Raw genomic sequence first — 20,022 nt, forward strand, 5'->3', positions numbered from 1 at the left:
ATCAGCTCCAGTTCGGTCGAAGAATCCGGCCGCGGTGGGAAATCCCTTCGGATGACAACAGATACACACAGGCCGGCGCGTAAATGCCGGGCTCAGGGCAATCGGTGGCCGCCTCTTCGACATACGCGCGGGCGCGGATACTGGTGCGCATCGGCCCGGGTTGCAGGGCACTGACCCGCACCGTACTGTTATCGGTTTCATCGTGCAACATGGCCACCAGTCCTTCCAGGCCGGCCTTGGCGATGCCATAGGCGCCCCAATAGGCTTTATTGACGCGTTCGCGGTCTTCGGTGACAAACACCACGGCAGCATCTTCGGCGCGGCGCAGGGCAGGCAGACAAGCCTGGGTAAGCAGCCAGGGCGCGGTCAGGTTGACATGAATCTGGGTCACGAACTCTTCCGGATCGGTGGTTTCCAGCGGTCGCAGTCCGGAAAAATCGGCCGCGCAATGCAAGATGCCATTTAAACCGCCGAGTTCGGCACAGATTTTGTCCGCCATGGCTTCGTAATCGGCCGGGTCGGCACCACGCATATCCAAGGGATACAGCGCGGGCTCGGGGCCAAGCTTGCCAATGGCGTCATACATGCGATTGAGCTTGGGAATTTTTTTGCCGAGCAGCACCACGGTAGCACCGGCAACGGCCGCAGCCTTGGCGGCCGCTTCACCGAGACCGCCATAGGCGCCGGTGACCAGGATGACCCGGCCGACCAGACTGTTCGGCGCGGGCACCGGCAATGCCATCATGCGGCTTTCTGGGCCTCGGCGACCATGGTGGCCAGATCGCCGCTTTCGTACAATTCCATGGTGATATCGCAACCGCCGACCAGCTCACCGTTGATAAACAGTTGCGGGAAGGTCGGCCAATCAGAATAGCGCGGCAGATTGGCACGGATTTCCGGCTCTTCAAGAACATTGACGGTATGCATCTGGGCACCGACGGCTTTCAGCGCCTGCACGGTGCGCGAGGAAAATCCGCACATCGGGAACTGTGGCGTGCCTTTCATGAATAGCACAATCGGCGCACTGGTGATTTCGGCTTTGATACGGTCGTTAATCGGACTATTCGGCATTTGACGCTCCAGACGGATTGGGGGAACACATCACTTTCACTTCCAAGGTAGAATTATAAAGCTTATTCCCCCCTTACGCCCGCCGGAGATTTCCCCCATGGCCATTGAATTGCCTGCCCTGCCCTATGACCGCACCGCACTGGAACCGCATATTTCCGCAGAAACCATTGATTACCATTATTCCAAGCATCACCAGACCTACGTCACCAATCTGAACAACCTGATTGCCGGTACCGAGTTTGAAAGCGCCGACCTGGAAACCATCGTGCGCAAATCCCAGGGCGGCCTGTTCAACAACGCCGCACAGGTCTGGAACCACACGTTTTACTGGAACTGCCTGAAACCGAACGGCGGCGGCGCCCCGACCGGCAAACTGGCTGAAGCCATCGATGCCGCGTTCGGCAGCTTTGATGCGTTCAAAGCCGAATTCACCAAAACCGCCATCGGCACCTTCGGTTCCGGTTGGGCCTGGCTGGTGCAGCGCGCCGACGGCAGCCTGGCGCTGGTCAGCACCTCCAATGCGGCCACCCCGTTGACCGGCACCGACAAACCGCTGCTGACCTGCGATGTCTGGGAACACGCCTATTACGTGGATTACCGCAATGCCCGCCCGAAATACGTGGAAGCGTTCTGGAATCTGGTGAACTGGGATTATGTCTCGGCCCAGATGGCCTGATCTTGCGCCAATCACGCATTGAAAAACGCGCCTTCGGGCGCGTTTTTCTTTGGCGCATGCAACGACTGCGTCAACGCAGCCGGGGCAAAACCTGACTCACTTGCTGCTGTCGGTCCAGCGCCTCGCCGACACGGGCCAAGGCCTCTGCCAAGGCCGCGGCGGTGTCTTCCCGCAAGGTGGCATGACCGACCTTGCGGCCGGCACGCGCAGATTTGCCGTAATCGTGCCAATGCCCGCCGGATTCATTCAAGACGGGTCCTGCTTCCGGCATCGCACCGATCCAGTTCAACATGCAGCTGACACCGACCGAATGCGTGCTGCCGAGCGGCAGGCCAAGCACGGCCCGCAGATGGTTCTGGAACTGCGAGGTTTCCGCGCCTTCGATGGTCCAGTGTCCGGAGTTGTGCACACGCGGCGCCATTTCATTGGCCATCAGGCGGCCATCGCACAGGAACAGCTCGAGGGCGAACACGCCAACGTAATCCAGGGCTTCGGCCACCTTACGGGCGCAGGCAACGGCTTCGGATTCGAATGCGGCGGTCTCGGTGGCCGGGGCCAGGCTGGCGGAAAGCACACCCTGCTCGTGCCAGTTTTCGGTCAGCGCCCAATGCCGGAATTCGCCGTCCCGGCCGCGCACCGCAACCACCGAAATCTCGCGCTGGAACGGCACAAAGGCTTCGAGGATCAAGCCGACGGTCAGGGTCTGTGCGCCAAGGGCTTTCCAAGCCGCGGCAATATCGGCTTCGGCCTTGATGCGGAACTGGCCCTTGCCGTCATAGCCGAGCCGGCGGGTTTTCAAAATGCAGGGCATACCGATTTCGGCGATGGCGGTCTGCAGATCGTCGAAGCTGGTGATGTCGCGGAACTCGGGCACGTCGATACCGAGCTTGCGGAACAGATTCTTTTCCGCAAGCCGGTCCTGCGACACCGCCAATGCGTTCGGATTCGGAAATACCGCGACTTTACTGCTCAGCCAATGCGCGCTTTCAGCCGGTACATTTTCGAAATCAAAGGTAGCCACATCCACCTTTTCGGCGAATTCGGCCAGAATGCTTTCATCGCGGTAATCGCCGACCAACATCGGTGCGAACTGACCGGCACAGGCATCGGCGACGTTATCGAGCAGCAGAAAGCGCAGACCCAGCGGTGCGCCGGAAATGGCCATCATCCGGGCCAATTGCCCGCCCCCGAGAATGCCGACCGTGGTCATCGGCGCGGATCGTCGGCGGCCATCACCGCTTCGGTCTGCTCGCGGCGGAACGCGGCCAGTTTGGCTGCGATTTCGGGAAATTCATGGGCCAGCATGGCGGCAGCAAACAGCCCGGCATTGGCGGCACCGGCGTTGCCGATGGCGAAAGTCGCGACCGGAATACCGGCCGGCATCTGCGCGATCGACAACAGGGAATCCATGCCGCTCAGGGCTTTGCTCTGCACCGGCACGCCCAAAACGGGCACTGCGGTTTTAGCGGCCAACATGCCCGGCAGATGCGCTGCACCACCCGCGCCGGCAATGATGGCCCGCAGACCGCGTGCGCTGGCCTGTTCGGCATAGCTAAAAAGAATATCAGGGGTACGGTGCGCGGACACGACACGCACTTCGTGGGGGATGCCGAAGCTTTCAAGATGCTTGACCGCATGCTGCATGGTTTCCCAATCGCTGCGGGAGCCCATGACGACGCCTACCAGTACCGGATTTGAATCAGCCATAGCGCTAACCCCATCTAAAGGCGTATTCTATGCGGATATCGGCAAAAACTCCACGGTCATGGACAAAAAACTGCTCGACATCCTATGCTGCCCAGCCAGCAAACAATCCCTGCTCCAGCTGTCCTCGGACCAGCTCGACCGGTTGAATGCGGCCATTGCCGCCGGCAAAGCCGGGCAGCTCGATGGCCAGTCGGTCAACAAACCGTTGAAGGAAGCGCTGATTACCCGCGACGGTAAATTGATTTATCGCATCGATGACGGGATTCCGGTCTTGCTGGCCGAAGAAGCGGTTGCCTCCGCATCGATCGACGGTCTCAGCGTCTGATTATGGCTGCAACAAGCACGCCGGATACCGCCACGGTTGCCGCTGATGCCGCCCGCAGCCTGGCCGAAGATATTCAAACCGGTGATGTGACCGCCGCCCTGCTGGAAAATGATTCGGAGTCCGGCTACGTCATCGCCAAGGAAGCGGCGGTCATCTGCGGCCGCCCCTGGTTCGATGCCTGTTTCCGCCAGCTCGATCCCGACATCGCCATTGATTGGTTTGTGGATGAAGGGCAATCGGTTAACGCGGGGACGGTGGTGGTGCGCTTTCGTGGCAAGGCACGCGCGCTTGTCGGCGCCGAACGCAGCGCGCTGAACTTTCTGCAGACCCTGTCGGCCACCGCCACCCAGACTGCCGCCTTCGCCCAAGCACTCGCCGGCAGCCGCACCCGTGTATTGGATACCCGGAAAACCCTGCCCGGATTGCGACTGGCCCAGAAATACGCCGTGCGCGTCGGGGGTGGCCTGAATCACCGCATGGGTCTATTCGATGCCGTGATGCTGAAAGAAAACCACATCATTGCCGAAGGCTCGATTACCGCCGCCGTCAAAAAGGCGCGCAGCCTGTATCCGGACATTCCGGTCATCGTGGAAGTCGAGAATCTCACGGAGCTGCAGGAAGCGCTGGGTACCGACTGCACCCGGATTCTGATCGATGATTTCAGTGATGAGGATATGTTCGCCGCGGTGCGCATCGCCGCTGGCCGCAAACCCTTGGAAGTTTCGGGCAGTGTCAGCATGGAACGTCTGTCGGTGATCCGCGAATCCGGTGTCGATTTCATTTCGGTGGGCGCCATTACCAAGAACATCCGTGCCATCGATTTCTCGATGCGTCTGGGCAACCCGGCATGACCGCGATCATTTTGATGCTATTGGCCTTTCCGGCCGTGCTGTTCTGGTCGTCCGGTCGTGCCGCGGCCGAACAGGCTGGGCATTTCGGGCGACAACTGTGCATGCGCGCCGGCGTGCAATGGCTCGACCAGAGCGTACATCAGATCAAACTCGGTATTCAGCGCGATGATCAAGGCCGATTGCGCTGGAAACGGATTTACCAGTACGAATATTCGCATGACGGACATGACCGCTATGCCGCCAGCATCACCTTGGTCGGTGGCCGTGCGGTGTCTTGGGTCGAACCGGTGGCGAAATCGCCGGAACCCTTTACTTGACGATACGCAGATGGCCGCCCTTGCCGGGGGCAGGCGGTTTCGGTGGATCATCCGGGCCGCTATTATCATCGGCTTCGGCATCGGGCTCATACGCATCCAAGCCCTCTTCTTCGGCAGCACCTTCATCGGCTGGCAACATCATGCCCTGCCCGGTCTCCTGCGCGTAGATTGCCAGCACCGCAGCCACCGGCACGAACAGAAACTGGCTGACACCGCCGAAACGGGCTTTGAAGCTGAGCGCCTCGTTGCCCAGTTCGAGCGACTCCACCGCCCGCATGGCGATGTTCAGGACCACTTTGCCGTCCTTGACCGTTGACGGCGGCACCATCACATCCGGCTGGGTGGCATCGACCAGAATGTAGGGCGTGAGGTTGTTATCGTTGATCCACTCATACAGCGCCCGCAGCAAATACGGACGATTCGAGGTCATGACAGTGGGACCGGACATCAGCTGAAGGCGAGATCGCGCAGGACCTTCTCTTCGGGGGTCATGCTGCGCATGAAGGCGGGATTGCGGAAAATCCGCAGGCCGTAATCCTCGACGCATTTGGCATCCTTCGGCAACTGGATGCCCAGAGCCGGCAAACGCCAGATGATGGGCGTGATTGCGCAATCGACCAGACTCATTTCATTGCCGAAGAAAAACTTGTTGCTTTTGAAGAACGGCAAGGATTCCAGAATCAGTTCTTTCAGGCGTTTGCGGGCAGCGTCTACGTTCTTGCCGCCGGCCATGATGGTCTGCACCTGCGGCACCCAGTCCTGTTCGACCTGGCGCACGGCGATGCGGTGCATGGCGCGGAAAATCGGTTCGGCCGGCATCAGTGCCGGATGCGGGTAGCGCTCGTCGAGATACTCGGAAATGACGTTGGAGATGTAGATGGCGTTATCGCGCTCGACCAAGGTCGGTACCGAATGGTAATGCGGGGCCAGCATCAACAGATCTTCCGGCGGGTTGGCGGTATCGACCGAAATCAGGTCGTAGGTGATGCCTTTGGCCGCCATGACCAGCCGGACTTTGTGGCAGACCACGCAATTTTTGGCCGAATACAGGGTTAAGGTATTGCGCGAACGAGGGGTTGTGGCCATTCCTTGTACCTATCATGTGAAGTTGAGCGGCTGTTTTTTTGTGATTTATGCCACTTTCCTTAACATGGCGAATTTCGCCGATTTTTGCAAGCCTTTCATGAAAAAAGGCCGCTTAGCGGCCTTTTTTCTTAAGAAAATCCGACAATTAGTGGACGTCGCGCCAGTATTCCTGTTTCAGGAAGTAGGCCAACAGGGTAAACAGAGCCAGGAACAAGACCGCCCAGACACCGATGGCCTCACGCTTGGAGGCCGACGGTTCGCCGACATAGGCCAAGAATGCAGTCAGATCGCGGGCGACCTGGTCATATTCCTCCGGGCTCAGGCTGCCTTTTTTGTGTTCCGGAATGCTGTAGCCGGTGATGCACTGGCCGAAGGCTTCGCCTTTCGGGCAATGACCGCCTTCATGCTTGGGCTCGGTCAGCACATGTTGGCTACCCTGCAGTTCCCACAGCACATGCGGCATGGACGCACCCGGGAACACGGCATTGTTCCAACCCATGGGGCGCGATTCGTCGACGTAGAAGGTCTTCATATAGTTGTAGACCCAGTCGGCGCCTTCAGCCTTACGGCGGGCAATCAGGCTCAGATCCGGCGGGGCCTTGCCGAACCAGGCAGTCGCCTGATTCGGATCCAGACCGGTGTTCATGGCTTCGCCGAATTTGGCGTCGGTGAACATCAGGTTCTGGGTCACTTCCTCTTCGGTCAGCCCGAGATCTTCAGCCATCCGCGAATAGCGCATGTAGCCGAGCGAATGGCAGGCCGAGCAGTAGCTCATGTACAGGGCGGCACCGCGTTGCAGGGAGCCCTTGTTGCCCAGATCGACCTGAGCCGATTCCATCTCGATGCCGGCACCGGCGGCCGAGACATTGCCGGCGGCAAAAGCCGCGGCGGCGACGAGAGCACGGAAAATAGTGGCGGTCTTAGTCATGGTCGGGCACCCGGGCTGGTACTTCTTTGGTCTGGCCCATGGCCGACCAAATTGGCATGGTTAAAAAGAATCCGAAATAGAACACAGTCAGGATACGCGCGGTCCAGGTCTGTGCCGGGCTACCGGCCTGCATGCCCAGATAGGCCAGCACCACGAACGCAATGACGAACAGGGTAATCATCACCTTGTGCAGGGTCGGACGGTAACGGATGGACTTGACCTTGCAACGGTCGAACCAGGGCAGACCGAACAGAATCAGTACCGCGCCGCCCATGGTAATCACGCCGAACAGTTTGTCGGGCACGGCACGCAGCATCGCGTAGAACGGGGTGAAGTACCAGACCGGCTTGATGTGGGCCGGGGTCACCATCGGATCGGCCGGGATGAAGTTGTCGTATTCCAGGAACAGACCACCGAAGGTCGGCGTAAAGAACAGGATGAAGGCGGCGATGGTCAGGAAGAAGCCGACGCCGAACAGATCCTTGACGGTGTAGTACGGATGGAACGGAATGCCGTCTTTCGGCTTGCCGGTCTCGTCTTTCACCTTCTTGATGTCCACGCCTTCGGGATTGTTCGAGCCGACTTCGTGCAGGGCGCCGAGATGCAGCACCACCAGCAGCAGGATGACCAGCGGCAGCGCGATCACATGCAGCGCGAAGAAGCGGTTCAGGGTGGCGTCGGAGACCAGGTAATCGCCACGGATCCACTCGGTCAGTTCCGGTCCGATGATCGGCACGGCACTGAACAGATTGATGATCACCTGTGCGCCCCAGTAAGACATCTGGCCCCAGGGCAGTACGTAGCCGAGGAAGGCTTCGGCCATCAGGGTCAGGAAGATCAGCATGCCGAGGATCCAGACCAGTTCACGCGGTTTCTGGTAGGAACCGTAGATCAGGCCGCGGAACATGTGCAGATACACCACCACAAAGAACAGCGAGGCGCCGGTGGAGTGCATGTAACGGATCAGCCAGCCGCCTTCAACATCGCGCATGATGTATTCGACCGAGGCGAAGGCTTCGGCCGCGCTCGGCTTGAAGTTCATGGTCAGGAAGATGCCGGTGACGATTTGATTGACCAGCACCAGCATGGCCAGCGAACCGAAGTAGTAGAACAGATTGAAGTTCTTCGGCGCGTAGTATTCCGACATGTGCTTTTTGTAAGCCGGCATCAGTCCCGGCGTGCGCTCATTGAACCACGCGGTGACGCTGGAGACGGTACGTTCGATGACGCTCATCAGACGGCTCCTTCGGGGGCGACGCCGATCACAATGGTGCTGTCATCGGAGTAATGATAGGGCGGGATTTCGAGATTCGACGGCGCCGGTACGCCTTGATAGACACGGCCGGCCAGATCGAAGCGGGACTGATGGCAAGGGCAGTAGAAGCCGCCTTTCCAGTCGGCATCGAAGGGCTGCGGCAGCATTTCCGGCACATAGCTCGGCGAGCAGCCCAAGTGGGTGCAGATACCGACGATGACGGCGATGTTTTCCTTGCCCTTGATGGTCCGGGCCTCGTTCTTGGCGAAGGCCGGGGTCTGATCGATGTTGTCCGATTTCGGATCGCGCAGATTGCCGTCCAGGGTTTTCAGCGTGGCCAACTGCTCGGGGCTGCGCTTGAACACCCAGACCGGCTTGCCGCGCCACTGCTGGATGATGCGCATGCCCGGCTCGTTGTCGATTTTGCTGATATTGACGGTGACCGGGGCGCCGGCGGTCTGGGCGCGGGCCGAGGGTTTGAAGGAGGTAACGAACGGTACGGCGGCGAAACCGGCACCGATAGCACCGACCACAGCCGTGGTGGTGGTCAGGAAACGGCGACGGCCGGTATTGACTTCGTGGTTAGCCATTCGGCTCTCCAAATCAGTGAAATGAAAGGAACTGGCCCGGACTGCTCCGGACTTATCGGCATATTGTAATAGATTAAGCCCCTGTTCAACAACGCCTGAACGGGCTCAGCCGGATTTCAGGGCTTTCCGGTAACGATCGGCCAGCTGCCCGACCCGAACCACGTAATTCCGGGTTTCTTTATACGGCGGCACGCCTTTGAAGCGGTCCACGGCGCCCTCGCCGGCATTGTAGGCGGCGGAAGCCAGGGTCAAGTCGTTTTGGTAGCGTTTGAGCAGAAACGCGAGATACTGCACGCCGCCATCAATGTTCTGCGCCGGATCGAAGGCATCGCGGACGCCGAAACGCTTGGCCGTGGCTGGAATCAACTGCATCAGACCCTGGGCATTCTTCGGCGAGACCACATGCGGGCGGTAGGCAGATTCGGCGTGAATGATAGCGCGCACGATGGCTTCCTCGACGCCGTAACGCTGACTGGCCGACTTGATTTCGGCAGCAAAGGCCTGGGTATTGAGGCGGACATTGCCGAAGTTGACCGTCGTTCCGGGCCCACAGGCATAGCAGGCCGCGATTGAAAAGATCGGATATTCGGTGCGCTTGGCCTGGACCTTGGCCACCCCTTTGGGGCGGGTACTGGCGAAATGCTTGATGCCATCGGCATCGACCCAGACATAGGAGGTGGAATAGCCCATACGCAGGAACTTCGGTTCCCCGGCGGCCTTGGCCGCCACCGTTTGCGTGCTGGCCTCTCCGGTTGCGGGCTTGGGTGCGGTGAATGAGCTTTTTTCGTGATTGTAGCTGACCGTTTTGCAGCTGGCGCCGGGAATTTTCTTCGACACGAATTGCGGCACCCCGTCCGGGCCCTCGCACCGGTAAACCTCACCGGCCTGGACTGCCGGCGAGATCACCAACAGCAGCAAGATAATCCGACTCGGTGAAATAATCACGCTTCCCCTGAAACCATGCGATAACCCATGGGAATTTACCACAGCATGGCTCACAGATTGAACCGGACCTCCACCAAGGCCTCGCCGCCGACCGGTTGGCCCTGCACCCGGCGTGGATTGATTTTCCATTTCCGCACCCCCGCCAACGCCGCCCGATCCAGTGACTTGTCGCGGCTTGCCTGGTAAATACGGGTGGCGGTGACGGTGCCATTGGCATCGTAACTGGCCAAGACGATGACCGTGCCGGTAACGCCGCCGCGGATGGCCGCCGGCGGATAGGCGATGGGGTATTGCGCCTTGGTACTGGCATCGACATCACCACCGGCCAGGTTGCCGATGGTGTCCTCCTGCGGCGGCGCATCCTCCGGCACATAGACATCGCCCGGCAGCGGCTGGTCAGTGGTGGCCTGCGCGCTGTCGGTTTTCGGGAGTGGCGTTACCGAAGGACGCGCCGGCGCTGCCGTGACCGGCGCCATGGGTTTCGGCGGTACCGGCAGCAGCGGGATGGGCTTGGGTTTTTCCGGCTCAGTGAAAATGATTTCAGTGACGGCCCGTTGCGTCGCCATGGGCTCGGGCAGACTGACCGGCACCATCAGAAGTCCGAAGGCCAGAATATGCACGGCCAATGAGGCACTGATGGCGGCGATGCGTGCCGGACTCAGTTGTTCCCAAACAGTTGCGGATGGTCGGATGCTTGACTCCATGACTCCTCCTGACGCAGTGGGCTCGATTCATCCTAGAACCGACACTGTGGGGAAAGCCAGCCACCAGGCGACTTTGGTTTAACCGCGATTCACGCACCGGGAACGGCTGCTTCGGCCCAGTCTTGTTACAATGGGCGCCCCTCCCGACCGGAATAAGCGCCATGACCGGGAAATCCCCCGCCAAAAAGCTGTATATCAAAACCCACGGCTGCCAGATGAACGAGTACGACTCGGACAAAATGGCGGACGTGCTCAATGCCGGCCACGGCCTGGAACTGACCCAGGATGAAAACGAGGCCGATGTCATTCTCATCAACACCTGCTCGATCCGCGAAAAGGCCCAGGAGAAAGTGTTCTCCCAGCTCGGCCGTTGGCGTGAGCTGAAAAACCGCAATCCGGATCTGGTGATCGGCGTTGGCGGCTGCGTGGCCTCACAGGAAGGCGAAGCCATCCTCAAGCGTGCACCTTACGTGGATCTTGTGTTCGGCCCGCAGACCCTGCACCGCCTGCCGGAAATGATCGACGCCAAACGCAGCAGCGGCAAAGCGCAGGTCGACATCAGCTTCCCGGAAATCGAGAAATTCGACCATTTGCCGAAACCGCGTGCCGAGGGTCCGACCGCTTTCGTGTCGATCATGGAAGGCTGTTCGAAATACTGCAGTTTCTGCGTGGTGCCCTACACGCGCGGCGAGGAAGTTTCACGCCCGTTCGATGATGTGCTTCTTGAAGTGTTGCAGTTGGCCCAACAGGGGGTGCGTGAAGTCAACCTGCTCGGCCAGAACGTCAACGCCTACCGCGGCGCCATTGAGGGCAGCGATGAAACTGCAGATCTGGCCATATTGATCCGCGCCATCGCCCAGATCGAGACTATCGGACGCATCCGCTACACCACCTCGCATCCGCTGGAATTTTCGGATGCGTTGATCGAGGCGCACCGCGATGTCGACAAACTGGCGTCTTATTTGCATCTGCCGGTGCAATCGGGTTCGGATCGGATTCTCAGCGCGATGAAGCGCAACCATACCGCGCTGGAATACAAAGCCAAAATCCGCAAATTGAAAGCCGCCAAACCGGGCATCGCGATCAGTTCCGATTTCATCGTCGGTTTCCCGGGAGAAAGCGAGCGTGATTTCGAAGCCACGATGAAACTGATCGATGATGTGGGTTTCGACCAGAGCTTTTCCTTCATCTACTCCAAGCGTCCAGGCACCCCTGCGGCCAATCTTCCGGACGAAGTGTCCGAAGCGGTCAAAAGCGAACGCCTGCGCCGCCTGCAGGATGCCATCAACAAAAATGCGTATGCCATTTCCGAGGCCATGATTGGTACGGTGCAGCGGGTGCTGGTGGAACGGCCGAGCACGCGCAATGCCGATGAACTGACCGGCCGCACGGAAAACATGCGCTACGTGAACTTCGAAGGCCATCCGCGCCTGATCGGCCAATTCGTCGACATCCGCATCACCGAAGTCCGCGTCAATACCCTGCGCGGCGAGGTGCTGACGGCATGACCCGCGGACCGGTGCAATGCGATATCGGTGTCAGCTACGGCATGTCCCGCAAGGGCGTGCCGGCACCGGTCAGCTTCAAGCGCTGGGCCGAGGCCGCCTGCCAGGGCCGCATCAAACGCGCCGATATCGCCATCCGCATTGTCGATGCGCCGGAAGGCCGACGGCTGAACCATCACTACCGCGGCAAGGATTACGCCACCAATGTGCTGAGCTTTCCGGCCGAGCTGCCGGCGGGCGTGCAACTGCCCTTGTTGGGTGATCTGGTCATCTGTGCGCCGGTGGTGGCCAAAGAAGCCGCGGAACAGGGAAAATCCCTTGCGGCGCACTACGCCCACCTGACAGTACATGGCGTGTTGCATCTTTTGGGCTTGGATCACGAGAACCCGCGTGAGGCCGATGCCATGGAGATCATCGAGCGCGGCATTCTGGCCGATCTCGGATTCGCCGACCCTTACCTGGTCGACTGATTTATTTTGAATCTACGCGTCCCCGCAACGGGGATGCGTCTCGCCTTCGGGCACAATCGGGCAATACAAATCGTGCAGGGTCTCGATGATCTGATGCACCGGACCTTCGGCAACTTGATAAAACACGGTCTGCGACTGCTTACGGGTCGTGACGAGTCCTTTTTCCCGGAGCACGGCCAAATGCTGGGAAAGTGCTGATTGGCTGATTGGCACCACGCCATTGATCTCGGACACATTTCGCTCGCCCTCAATGAGCAGGCACAAAATACGCAGGCGCTGCGGATTGGCCAATGCCTTGAGCAGGTCGACAGCGGTGTCGGCCTGGCGAGCCATGGCCGCTGGATCCATCGGGGATGTTTGAAGTGTCATGGGCCAATAGTAAAAGCACTTGACTAATTAAGCAATACCTAATTAAGATATGTCAAATATTAAAAAACGCGGTCACCGCCAGGAGTCAGGAATGAAACGTATCGTTGTGATGGGTGCCGGCATCGCCGGCATGAGCGCCGCCTACGAACTCCGCAACAAACTCGGCAGTAAAGCCGAAATCAGCGTATTTGGCGATGGCCCGCGCTTTAGCTTTACTCCCTCGAACCCCTGGCTGGCCGTGGGCTGGCGCGATGCCGAGCAAATCACCTTGGACGCCGGCGAGCATTTGACCAAAAAGAACATCCGCTTCGTGCCGGAACGGATTACTGAAATTGATCCCGTGGCCAAAACCGTTCGCGCCGGCCAAGCCGAACCCTATGCGTACGACTATCTGTTGATCTGCACCGGACCGCGCCTGGCGTTTGAAGAAGTCCCGGGCACCGGCCCGCATGGCGGGCATACCCATTCCGTGTGCACCACCCCGCACGCCACCGAAGCCTGGGCGCATTATCAGGAGTTCCTGAAAAACCCCGGACCAATCGTGGTGGGCGCCGTTCAAGGTGCCAGCTGCTTCGGGCCGGCCTATGAATTCATCATGATTCTCGATGCCGATCTGCGCAAACGCAAACTGCGCGACAAGGTGCCGATGACCTTTGTCTCCAGCGAGCCCTACATCGGCCACATGGGTCTGGGCGGCGTCGGTGATTCAAAAGGCCTGATGGAGAGCGAAATGCGCCAGCGCCACATCAAATGGATCGTCAACGCCAAAGTCACCGGCGTCGAGCCCGGCATGATGCAGGTCAGTGAATGCGACGATAGCGGTGCCGAAAAGAAAACCCATGACGTGCCGTTTGCGTTCAGCATGATGTTGCCGGCATTCAAAGGCGTCGATGCGGTGGCCGCCGTGGAAGGATTGTGCAACCCACGCGGTTTCGTGCTGACCGACAAGCACATGCGCTCGGTAAAATACCCGGAAATCTTCTCGGCTGGCGTCTGCGTGGCGATTCCGCCGGTGGAAGCCACACCGGTGGCCACCGGCGCCCCGAAAACCGGCTTCATGATCGAATCCATGGTCACCACCATCGTGGAGAACATCGACGCTGAAATCGCCGGCAAACCCGCCACCTTCGAAGGCACGTGGAACGCGGTGTGTCTGGCCGACATGGGTGATACCGGCGCGGCATTCGTGGCGTTGCCACAGATTCCGCCCCGCAATGTGACCTGGACCAAAATCGGCAAGTGGGTGCATTATGCAAAAATCGCCTTCGAGAAATATTTCCTTTATAAAATGCGCAACGGCACGTCCGAACCGGTGTATGAAAAACACATCATGAGTCTGCTCGGTATCGAGCGCCTCAAGTAATCCCCACCCTTACCAACTTAGGAGTTATTTATGAATCTCGATCGCGCTGTCATGGCTTTTGCCGGCGTCATGGTTTTGATCAGCGTCCTGCTGACCTATTTCGTGAATCCGAACTTCATCTGGTTCACGGTATTCATCGGACTGAATCTGTTCCAAGCCAGTCTCACCGGATTTTGTCCGGCTGCCTGGGCCTTCAAGCTGCTCGGCATCCCCGCCGGCAATCACTTCAAATAAGCGTCACTTCGCCACCTAAAACGAATCTTTGATGACTATGAAAACCCTCACGCCCGTTCTCCTGCTTTGCGCCGCATTGGCGTCCTGTTCGTCCGACACCGGCACCCCGCCGACCATGGACTTACGGGGCATTGAAGCCATTACCCCGCAGTCCCAGACCACCGGAGCAGCCAGTCGATGGGATGGCGTCATTGAAGCCGTGCAGCAGGCCGACCTGACCGCACAGACGGCCGGCCGTGTGGCAAGCGTTCTGGTGGATGTGAACGACCGTGTGCGTTCCGGCCAGGTCTTGCTGCGCCTAAGCGGCGTGGAACAACGTGCCGGCGCCGAAGCGGCACGGGCGCAGGCGGCCGCTGCCCGCGCACAAGCCGTTGAAGCCGAGGCCACCTACCGGCGTTACGCCGGTCTGGCCAAACAGCAATACATTTCCAAACAACAGCTGGATCAGGCCTTGGCCGCCAAAAATGCCGCTGTCGCCAATGCCGGTGCGGCAGAGGCAACGGTTGCTCAAGCCATGCAGCAAGCCGACTACACCGAAATCCGCGCGCCCTATGACGGCGTTCTGTCACAACGCTTGGTGGAGCCCGGAGAAAGCGTGGCACCGGGACAGCCGCTGTTGCGGGTGTTCAATCCCGATCGTTTCCGGATTCAGATTCAGGTTCCCCAAGGTGTAGCCGCCGCCCTGCGGACCGCGCCACAGGCTGAAGTTGTGCTGGTCGACGGCAGCGTGCTGAAGGCTGAAAGCGTGCTGGTTTATGACAGCGCCGATGCCACCAGCCACAGCGTGAGCGTGCGCGTGCAATTGCCTAAAACCGACACACCGCTGGTGCCAGGCCAAGTCGCCTCCGTGCGCTTTGCCGTTGCCACTACCGACAGTCGAATCTGGCTCCCGGAAAAAGCCATTTGGCATCGGGGCGAACTCAGCGGCGCCTATGTCATCGGCAAGGACCGCTTGTTGCTGCGTCAGTTGCGTCTGGGCGAGTCGCGTGATGGCAACGTGGAAGTGATCTCCGGACTGGCAACTGGCGAACGGGTCGCTGCCGACCCGGTGCGCGCGGCGCAAGCGTTGGCCGATTACCGCGCCAAACAGGATCGCTGATATGTCCACCCATGATCATCTCGGCATTTCCGGCCGTCTGGCGGCGCGTTTCCAGAACAATCCGCTGACGCCGATCTTGGCTATCCTCGGTCTGTTACTGGGCTTGGTTGCGGTATTGATCACGCCTCAGGAAGAAGAACCACAGATCGATGTCACCATGGCCAATGTGTTCGTGCCGTTTGCCGGCGCCGATGCCCGACAGGTCGAACAGCTGGTCAGTTATCCGCTGGAAAAGAAACTCTCCGAAATCGAAGGCATCAAGCATGTGTACTCGATTTCGCGCCCCGGCATGGCCATCTTGACCGTGGAATACACCGTCGGTGTTGAACGGCAACCGGCTATTGTGCGGCTCTATAACCAGATTTATTCGAACCAGGACTGGATGCCGGCCGGCGTTGGCATCGGTCAACCTTTGGTCAAACCCAAAGGCATCGATGATGTGCCGGTCATGGCCTTGACCCTGTGGAGCGACAACCCCGCCATCAGCGCGTTTGAACTCGGACAGGTGGCGCACAGCCTTGAAACCGAGCTCAAGCGCGTACCCGGAACCCGTGATATCTACAGCATTGGTGCAGCCACGCAAGCCGTCACGGTAGAACTCGATCCCGGCCGTCTTTCCGCTTTCGGGCTGTCCGTGCATGAAATCGCGCAGTCGCTGCAAACCAGCAACCAAGCCCGTCATGCCGGCGAGCGCGTCGGAACCAGCGGCGCGCACCCCGTGCAAGCTGGCAGCTTCCTGAGCACGACCGGTGAAGTCGCCGATCTGGTCATCGGCGTTTCCGGCGATCAACCTATCCGTCTCTCCGATGTCGCCCGAATCGGACAGAATCTGGAACCCGCCACACAGACGGTATGGCACGGCGCCCCTGCCGGCCGCGCCGGACCCAAGTCAGGAACCGCTCCCGCGGTCACATTGGCCGTCGCCAAAAAGCCGGGCAGCAATGCCGCGGATATCACCGCCGCCATCCGCGAGCGTTTGGATGGCCTGAAAGCCGGCGTCATACCGGATGGCGTACAAGTCGAAATTACCCGTGACTATGGCCAATCGGCCGCGGACAAAGCCGCCAAACTGATTCAAAAACTGATTTTCGCCACCCTCTCCGTGGTCTTGCTGGTGCTGTTCGCACTCGGCCGCCGTGAAGCGGTGGTGGTGGGTAGCGCCGTCATTCTGACCTTGGCGATTACCCTGTTCGCGTCTTGGGCGATGGGCTTTACGCTCAACCGGGTGTCCCTGTTCGCGCTGATTTTTTCCATCGGCATTCTGGTCGATGATGCCATCGTGGTGGTCGAGAACATCCACCGGCACCGTGCTTTGGGTGGCAAGAGTCTGATGGAGTCCATTCCGTTGGCGGTCGATGAAGTGGGTGCGCCGACCATCCTGGCTACCTTCACCGTCATCGCGGCATTGCTGCCGATGGCGTTCGTCTCGGGCCTGATGGGTCCGTACATGCGTCCGATCCCAATTAACGCGTCGGTCGGTATGTTGATTTCGCTGCTGATCGCCCTGATCGTCACGCCTTGGCTGAGCCTGAAATTGCTGGCCAAAGAACATGACCATCATGAGGACGGCAAGGCCTCGAAACTACAGACAATGGCCGATCGCGTAATGCGTCGTTTCATCGTCGGCCAAGAAGCTCCGAAGAAACGCCGGATGCTGTGGATTTCGATTGCCGCCCTGCTCGCGTTCTCGGCCGGTCTGGCCGTGGTGAAGCTGGTAGTTCTGAAAATGTTGCCGAATGACAACAAATCGGAAATCCAACTGGTCATCGACATGCCGGAAGGCAGTACGCTGGAACAGACCAATGCCCTGCTCGGCGAACTGGCAGCGGAAGTCGACAAACTGCCGGAGGTGTTGAACTATCAGGCCTATGCCGGCACTTCAGCACCGGTCACCTTCAATGGTTTGGTGCGTCAGTACTTCCTGCGGCAAGGCCCGCTGGTCGGTGATTTGCAGATCAATCTGGTCGACAAACACGACCGCAAACGCCAAAGCCATGACATCGCCTTGGCCTTGCGTCCGACCCTGCAGGCTGCGGCCCGCAAATACGGTGCGTCGCTCAAGGTCGTCGAAGTTCCTCCGGGCCCTCCCGTGATGGCGCCCTTGGTCGCTGAGATTTACGGCCCGGACTACGCACGCAGCCGCGGCATCGCCACACAACTACAGGACCGCATGCGCAAAACAGAGGGCGTCGTTGATATTGACAGCACGGTAGAAACTGCCGGTGCCACGCGCGAACATCTGCTGATTGATCAAAGCCGTGCGGCACGTCTCGGTGTCAGCCGCGAAGCCATTGCCCAAACCCTGACCGCTGCCGTTGACGGAGCCGATGTCAGTTATTTGCAAGACGGCAATTCCCGCTATGCCAAAGCCATCCGCCTGCGTCTGCCGGCTTCGGCGCAGACAGACATGGACCGCATCCTGCAGCTGGGTGTGAAATCCACCAGCGGACGCATCATCGCGCTGTCGGAGCTCGTCACGGTCCAGCAATTGCCCTGGGATGGCGCCATCCACCACAAAGATCTACTGCCGGTGGTGTACGTGACCGCCGATGAAGCCGGCGAATTCGACAGCCCGCTTTACGGCATGTTCGATGTGGTCGGACAGCTGGCGGATCTGCCGGAATCTGCTGACAGCCTCAACCAGTATTACATCAGCCAGCCTGAAACCGATGCCGCCTACAGCGTGAAGTGGGACGGCGAATGGCAGATTACCTACGAAACCTTCCGGGACATGGGTCTGGCCTATGCCGCCGGCCTGCTCCTGATTTATCTGCTGATCGTGGCGCAGTTCAAGAACTATCTGGTGCCGCTGATTATCATGGCGCCGATTCCGCTGACGGTCATCGGGGTTATGCCCGGCCATGCCCTGCTCGGCGCGCAGTTTACCGCGACCTCGATGATTGGCATGATTGCCTTGGCCGGCATCATCGTGCGCAACTCGATTTTGTTGGTCGACTTCATCAACCAGTCGATTGCCGAGGGCAAGGAACTGGGCGCGGCGGTCATCGAATCGGTTGCGGTACGTGCCAAGCCCATCGCGCTGACCGGTTTGGCGGCGATGCTGGGCGCGTTCTTCATCCTTGATGACCCGATTTTCAACGGCTTGGCCATTGCGCTGATTTTCGGCATCTTGGTCAGTACCCTGCTGACGCTGGTGGTCATTCCCTTGTTGTATTTCGTCTATCTGCAACGTAAATCGCCTGTTTAAATGCAATTAAAAAACCCGCCGGAAGGCGGGTTTTTTAAGGGAATGTAAGAACTACATCTGAATATTCAGAATCACCTCGGATGATTTCTTTTCACCACCCTCAATGAAAGACACTTCAAACCTGTTGATGCCCTTCTGGAACTGCTTTGACAGTGTCTTGATACTTATAGTAGCCATAGATGTTGAAACACCGTCACGGGTATTCGAGTCAATGATTTCTAAAGGAATCGACTGGATGGACTTACCGTTTACATTATCAATAAAAAGCTTTGATGGTGGCGCACCATCCTTAATCACTCTAATTTTGAACACTTCGGGCTTTGCGCCCGGAACCATGAAATCATCAAGAACGGCTTCGGCTGAATAATCAACGCCAACACCGCCAATATTGATTACTGGAACCGAAGCAACTTCACCTTGAACCACCACTGGGATATCAGGCCCAGAATAGGCATCAATGACCGCGCCTTCCGGAAGCTCAGCAGCACTACCGGTGATGAAAATGAGAGGAAGGAACACGATGACACCAAGACTGATGGTCATCGCCATGCGGCTCTTTCCTTCTTTGTTATACCCACCCGTTAATTGCAGCTTTTGGCCATCCGCAGTCGTTGTATCCAAAGCCCCAATGACAATCTTTCCTTTTATTCCGGCAATATTCGCATGCTTGACCGACTCAACCTTACACGTTGCAGCCGTCCCAGCCTTTACAAGCAGCACCCCTTGAAGACTGACATCACGCCAGACCGAACAGCGGACCAAGTCCCCCGCTTCGGCCTCTCCTCGTTTACCACTCACCATTTGATCAAGCTTCAGGTAAATTCGCGTACCTTCGGGAAGGACCTTGGTACTTGATCTCGCATTTACACTGTATGGGGTCATTGCGATCGCGGTCGCCAACACAATAGAAACTGCGCTTCTAAACATAATTTTCATCCTTTTTGTTCGAAACCCCTTTGCGGAGTCGTTAAGTATCCATCACTGTCTTTATAACATGACTTTTATGGCGACCACCAAAACCTGTTTAAAATCATAATCCTACAAATTATGCTAATAAAATCATCCGATTAATCATCACAACACACATAGTCGCCTACGAACTGAAACATGGACTGTAGGGGCCGGCGCTCCAAAAATCAGGCATTTTGTTAGAATGTGCGCAACGCCCGCTTCGTCGGGCTCCGAACAAGCCCCCATGTCAGACGACCCGGACAGTAACACCCTCCCTAAACGCTCCTGGCTGGAGAAACTCAGCCAAGCCTTCTCGGGCGAACCCGAATCCCTCGACGATCTGCGCGAGATCCTGGATTCCGCCGCCA

General features: G+C 58.7%; 23 protein-coding genes. 10 read left to right on the forward strand and 13 right to left on the reverse strand.

The window, feature by feature from the left end:
- Nucleotide 1: 1 nt before the first annotated feature.
- A complete protein-coding gene (locus ACIQ1A_RS01190; RefSeq protein ID WP_395769246.1) occupies nucleotides 2–745 on the reverse strand; it encodes an SDR family NAD(P)-dependent oxidoreductase in 744 nt (247 codons plus the stop codon).
- Nucleotides 742–1,071 (reverse strand): Grx4 family monothiol glutaredoxin, encoded by a 330-nt coding sequence (grxD, locus tag ACIQ1A_RS01195; protein ID WP_297801004.1) that lies wholly within the window; start codon nucleotides 1,069–1,071, stop codon nucleotides 742–744. Before grxD ends, ACIQ1A_RS01190 begins: the two co-directional genes overlap by 4 nt.
- A gap of 97 nt (nucleotides 1,072–1,168) precedes the next feature.
- Here grxD and ACIQ1A_RS01200 point away from each other — a divergent pair, with 97 nt between their 5' ends.
- Complete coding sequence (locus tag ACIQ1A_RS01200) at nucleotides 1,169–1,747, forward strand: superoxide dismutase (RefSeq protein ID WP_395769247.1); 579 nt, start codon at nucleotides 1,169–1,171, stop codon at nucleotides 1,745–1,747.
- Nucleotides 1,748–1,817: 70 nt separating this feature from the next.
- Here the strand turns inward: ACIQ1A_RS01200 and ACIQ1A_RS01205 are convergent, their stop codons facing one another.
- Together ACIQ1A_RS01205 and purE are read right to left on the reverse strand one after the other, a co-directional pair.
- Nucleotides 1,818–2,957, reverse strand: coding sequence for a 5-(carboxyamino)imidazole ribonucleotide synthase (locus ACIQ1A_RS01205; protein WP_395769248.1), 1,140 nt, complete (start codon nucleotides 2,955–2,957; stop codon nucleotides 1,818–1,820).
- Nucleotides 2,954–3,454, reverse strand: coding sequence for a 5-(carboxyamino)imidazole ribonucleotide mutase (purE, locus tag ACIQ1A_RS01210; RefSeq protein WP_395769249.1), 501 nt, complete (start codon nucleotides 3,452–3,454; stop codon nucleotides 2,954–2,956). The genes ACIQ1A_RS01205 and purE overlap by 4 nt, the downstream gene beginning before the upstream one ends.
- 58 nt (nucleotides 3,455–3,512) lie before the next feature.
- On the opposite strand from purE, the gene ACIQ1A_RS01215 reads away from it, so the two are divergent.
- The 3 genes from ACIQ1A_RS01215 to ACIQ1A_RS01225 are packed head-to-tail and all read left to right on the forward strand — an operon-like array spanning nucleotide 3,513 to nucleotide 4,947.
- Nucleotides 3,513–3,779: a Trm112 family protein gene (locus ACIQ1A_RS01215; RefSeq protein WP_395769250.1), complete on the forward strand. Its 267-nt coding sequence runs from the start codon at nucleotides 3,513–3,515 to the stop codon at nucleotides 3,777–3,779.
- Between the two features lie 2 nt (nucleotides 3,780–3,781).
- Nucleotides 3,782–4,630, forward strand: a complete 849-nt coding sequence (nadC, locus tag ACIQ1A_RS01220) for a carboxylating nicotinate-nucleotide diphosphorylase (protein WP_395769251.1) — start codon at nucleotides 3,782–3,784, stop codon at nucleotides 4,628–4,630.
- Nucleotides 4,627–4,947, forward strand: coding sequence for a DUF3301 domain-containing protein (locus ACIQ1A_RS01225; RefSeq protein WP_395769252.1), 321 nt, complete (start codon nucleotides 4,627–4,629; stop codon nucleotides 4,945–4,947). The genes nadC and ACIQ1A_RS01225 overlap by 4 nt, the downstream gene beginning before the upstream one ends.
- Here ACIQ1A_RS01225 and ACIQ1A_RS01230 read toward each other — a convergent pair.
- The 7 genes from ACIQ1A_RS01230 to ACIQ1A_RS01260 all read right to left on the reverse strand — a co-directional run bounded on the left by ACIQ1A_RS01230 (nucleotide 4,940) and on the right by ACIQ1A_RS01260 (nucleotide 10,455).
- Complete coding sequence (locus ACIQ1A_RS01230) at nucleotides 4,940–5,377, reverse strand: ClpXP protease specificity-enhancing factor (protein ID WP_395769253.1); 438 nt, start codon at nucleotides 5,375–5,377, stop codon at nucleotides 4,940–4,942. The genes ACIQ1A_RS01225 and ACIQ1A_RS01230 overlap by 8 nt on opposite strands.
- A 17-nt stretch (nucleotides 5,378–5,394) precedes the next feature.
- On the reverse strand, nucleotides 5,395–6,033 hold the full coding sequence (locus ACIQ1A_RS01235) for a glutathione S-transferase N-terminal domain-containing protein (RefSeq protein ID WP_395769254.1): 639 nt from the start codon (nucleotides 6,031–6,033) through the stop codon (nucleotides 5,395–5,397).
- A gap of 145 nt (nucleotides 6,034–6,178) precedes the next feature.
- Nucleotides 6,179–6,961 carry a cytochrome c1 gene (locus ACIQ1A_RS01240; RefSeq protein ID WP_395769255.1) on the reverse strand — a complete coding sequence of 261 codons (783 nt, stop codon included), beginning with the start codon at nucleotides 6,959–6,961 and terminating at the stop codon, nucleotides 6,179–6,181.
- On the reverse strand, nucleotides 6,954–8,198 hold the full coding sequence (locus tag ACIQ1A_RS01245) for a cytochrome bc complex cytochrome b subunit (protein ID WP_395769274.1): 1,245 nt from the start codon (nucleotides 8,196–8,198) through the stop codon (nucleotides 6,954–6,956). Before ACIQ1A_RS01245 ends, ACIQ1A_RS01240 begins: the two co-directional genes overlap by 8 nt.
- Nucleotides 8,195–8,806 carry a ubiquinol-cytochrome c reductase iron-sulfur subunit gene (gene petA, locus ACIQ1A_RS01250; RefSeq protein ID WP_395769256.1) on the reverse strand — a complete coding sequence of 204 codons (612 nt, stop codon included), beginning with the start codon at nucleotides 8,804–8,806 and terminating at the stop codon, nucleotides 8,195–8,197. The genes ACIQ1A_RS01245 and petA overlap by 4 nt, the downstream gene beginning before the upstream one ends.
- Nucleotides 8,807–8,911: 105 nt before the next feature.
- A complete protein-coding gene (locus ACIQ1A_RS01255; protein ID WP_395769275.1) occupies nucleotides 8,912–9,748 on the reverse strand; it encodes a lytic transglycosylase domain-containing protein in 837 nt (278 codons plus the stop codon).
- Between the two features lie 53 nt (nucleotides 9,749–9,801).
- Nucleotides 9,802–10,455 (reverse strand): energy transducer TonB, encoded by a 654-nt coding sequence (locus ACIQ1A_RS01260; protein ID WP_395769257.1) that lies wholly within the window; start codon nucleotides 10,453–10,455, stop codon nucleotides 9,802–9,804.
- Nucleotides 10,456–10,616: 161 nt separating this feature from the next.
- Here ACIQ1A_RS01260 and miaB point away from each other — a divergent pair, with 161 nt between their 5' ends.
- Together miaB and ybeY are read left to right on the forward strand one after the other, a co-directional pair.
- Nucleotides 10,617–11,963, forward strand: coding sequence for a tRNA (N6-isopentenyl adenosine(37)-C2)-methylthiotransferase MiaB (gene miaB, locus ACIQ1A_RS01265; protein ID WP_395769258.1), 1,347 nt, complete (start codon nucleotides 10,617–10,619; stop codon nucleotides 11,961–11,963).
- A complete protein-coding gene (ybeY, locus tag ACIQ1A_RS01270; protein ID WP_395769259.1) occupies nucleotides 11,960–12,430 on the forward strand; it encodes an rRNA maturation RNase YbeY in 471 nt (156 codons plus the stop codon). Before miaB ends, ybeY begins: the two co-directional genes overlap by 4 nt.
- A 12-nt stretch (nucleotides 12,431–12,442) precedes the next feature.
- Here ybeY and ACIQ1A_RS01275 read toward each other — a convergent pair whose 3' ends face one another.
- The gene (locus ACIQ1A_RS01275; RefSeq protein ID WP_395769260.1) at nucleotides 12,443–12,763 is read right to left on the reverse strand and encodes an ArsR/SmtB family transcription factor; all 321 of its coding nucleotides are present in this window, start codon (nucleotides 12,761–12,763) and stop codon (nucleotides 12,443–12,445) included.
- Nucleotides 12,764–12,890: 127 nt separating this feature from the next.
- Here ACIQ1A_RS01275 and ACIQ1A_RS01280 point away from each other — a divergent pair, with 127 nt between their 5' ends.
- Genes ACIQ1A_RS01280 through ACIQ1A_RS01295 form a run of 4 tightly spaced genes read left to right on the forward strand, consistent with a single transcriptional unit; the run spans nucleotide 12,891 to nucleotide 18,703 of the window.
- Nucleotides 12,891–14,162, forward strand: coding sequence for an NAD(P)/FAD-dependent oxidoreductase (locus tag ACIQ1A_RS01280; protein WP_395769261.1), 1,272 nt, complete (start codon nucleotides 12,891–12,893; stop codon nucleotides 14,160–14,162).
- Between the two features lie 30 nt (nucleotides 14,163–14,192).
- Complete coding sequence (locus ACIQ1A_RS01285) at nucleotides 14,193–14,396, forward strand: DUF2892 domain-containing protein (protein WP_395769262.1); 204 nt, start codon at nucleotides 14,193–14,195, stop codon at nucleotides 14,394–14,396.
- Nucleotides 14,397–14,427: 31 nt separating this feature from the next.
- Entirely contained in the window at nucleotides 14,428–15,495 is a 1,068-nt protein-coding gene (locus ACIQ1A_RS01290; RefSeq protein WP_395769263.1) for an efflux RND transporter periplasmic adaptor subunit, read from the forward strand.
- A 1-nt stretch (nucleotide 15,496) separates the two neighbouring features.
- Nucleotides 15,497–18,703, forward strand: coding sequence for an efflux RND transporter permease subunit (locus tag ACIQ1A_RS01295; protein WP_395769264.1), 3,207 nt, complete (start codon nucleotides 15,497–15,499; stop codon nucleotides 18,701–18,703).
- A gap of 51 nt (nucleotides 18,704–18,754) precedes the next feature.
- Here ACIQ1A_RS01295 and ACIQ1A_RS01300 read toward each other — a convergent pair whose 3' ends face one another.
- Nucleotides 18,755–19,639, reverse strand: a complete 885-nt coding sequence (locus ACIQ1A_RS01300; protein WP_395769265.1) for a hypothetical protein — start codon at nucleotides 19,637–19,639, stop codon at nucleotides 18,755–18,757.
- Between the last annotated feature and the right edge of the window lie 383 nt (nucleotides 19,640–20,022).

This window comes from Arenimonas sp., assembly GCF_044353605.1.
Lineage (GTDB): Bacteria > Pseudomonadota > Gammaproteobacteria > Xanthomonadales > Xanthomonadaceae > Arenimonas.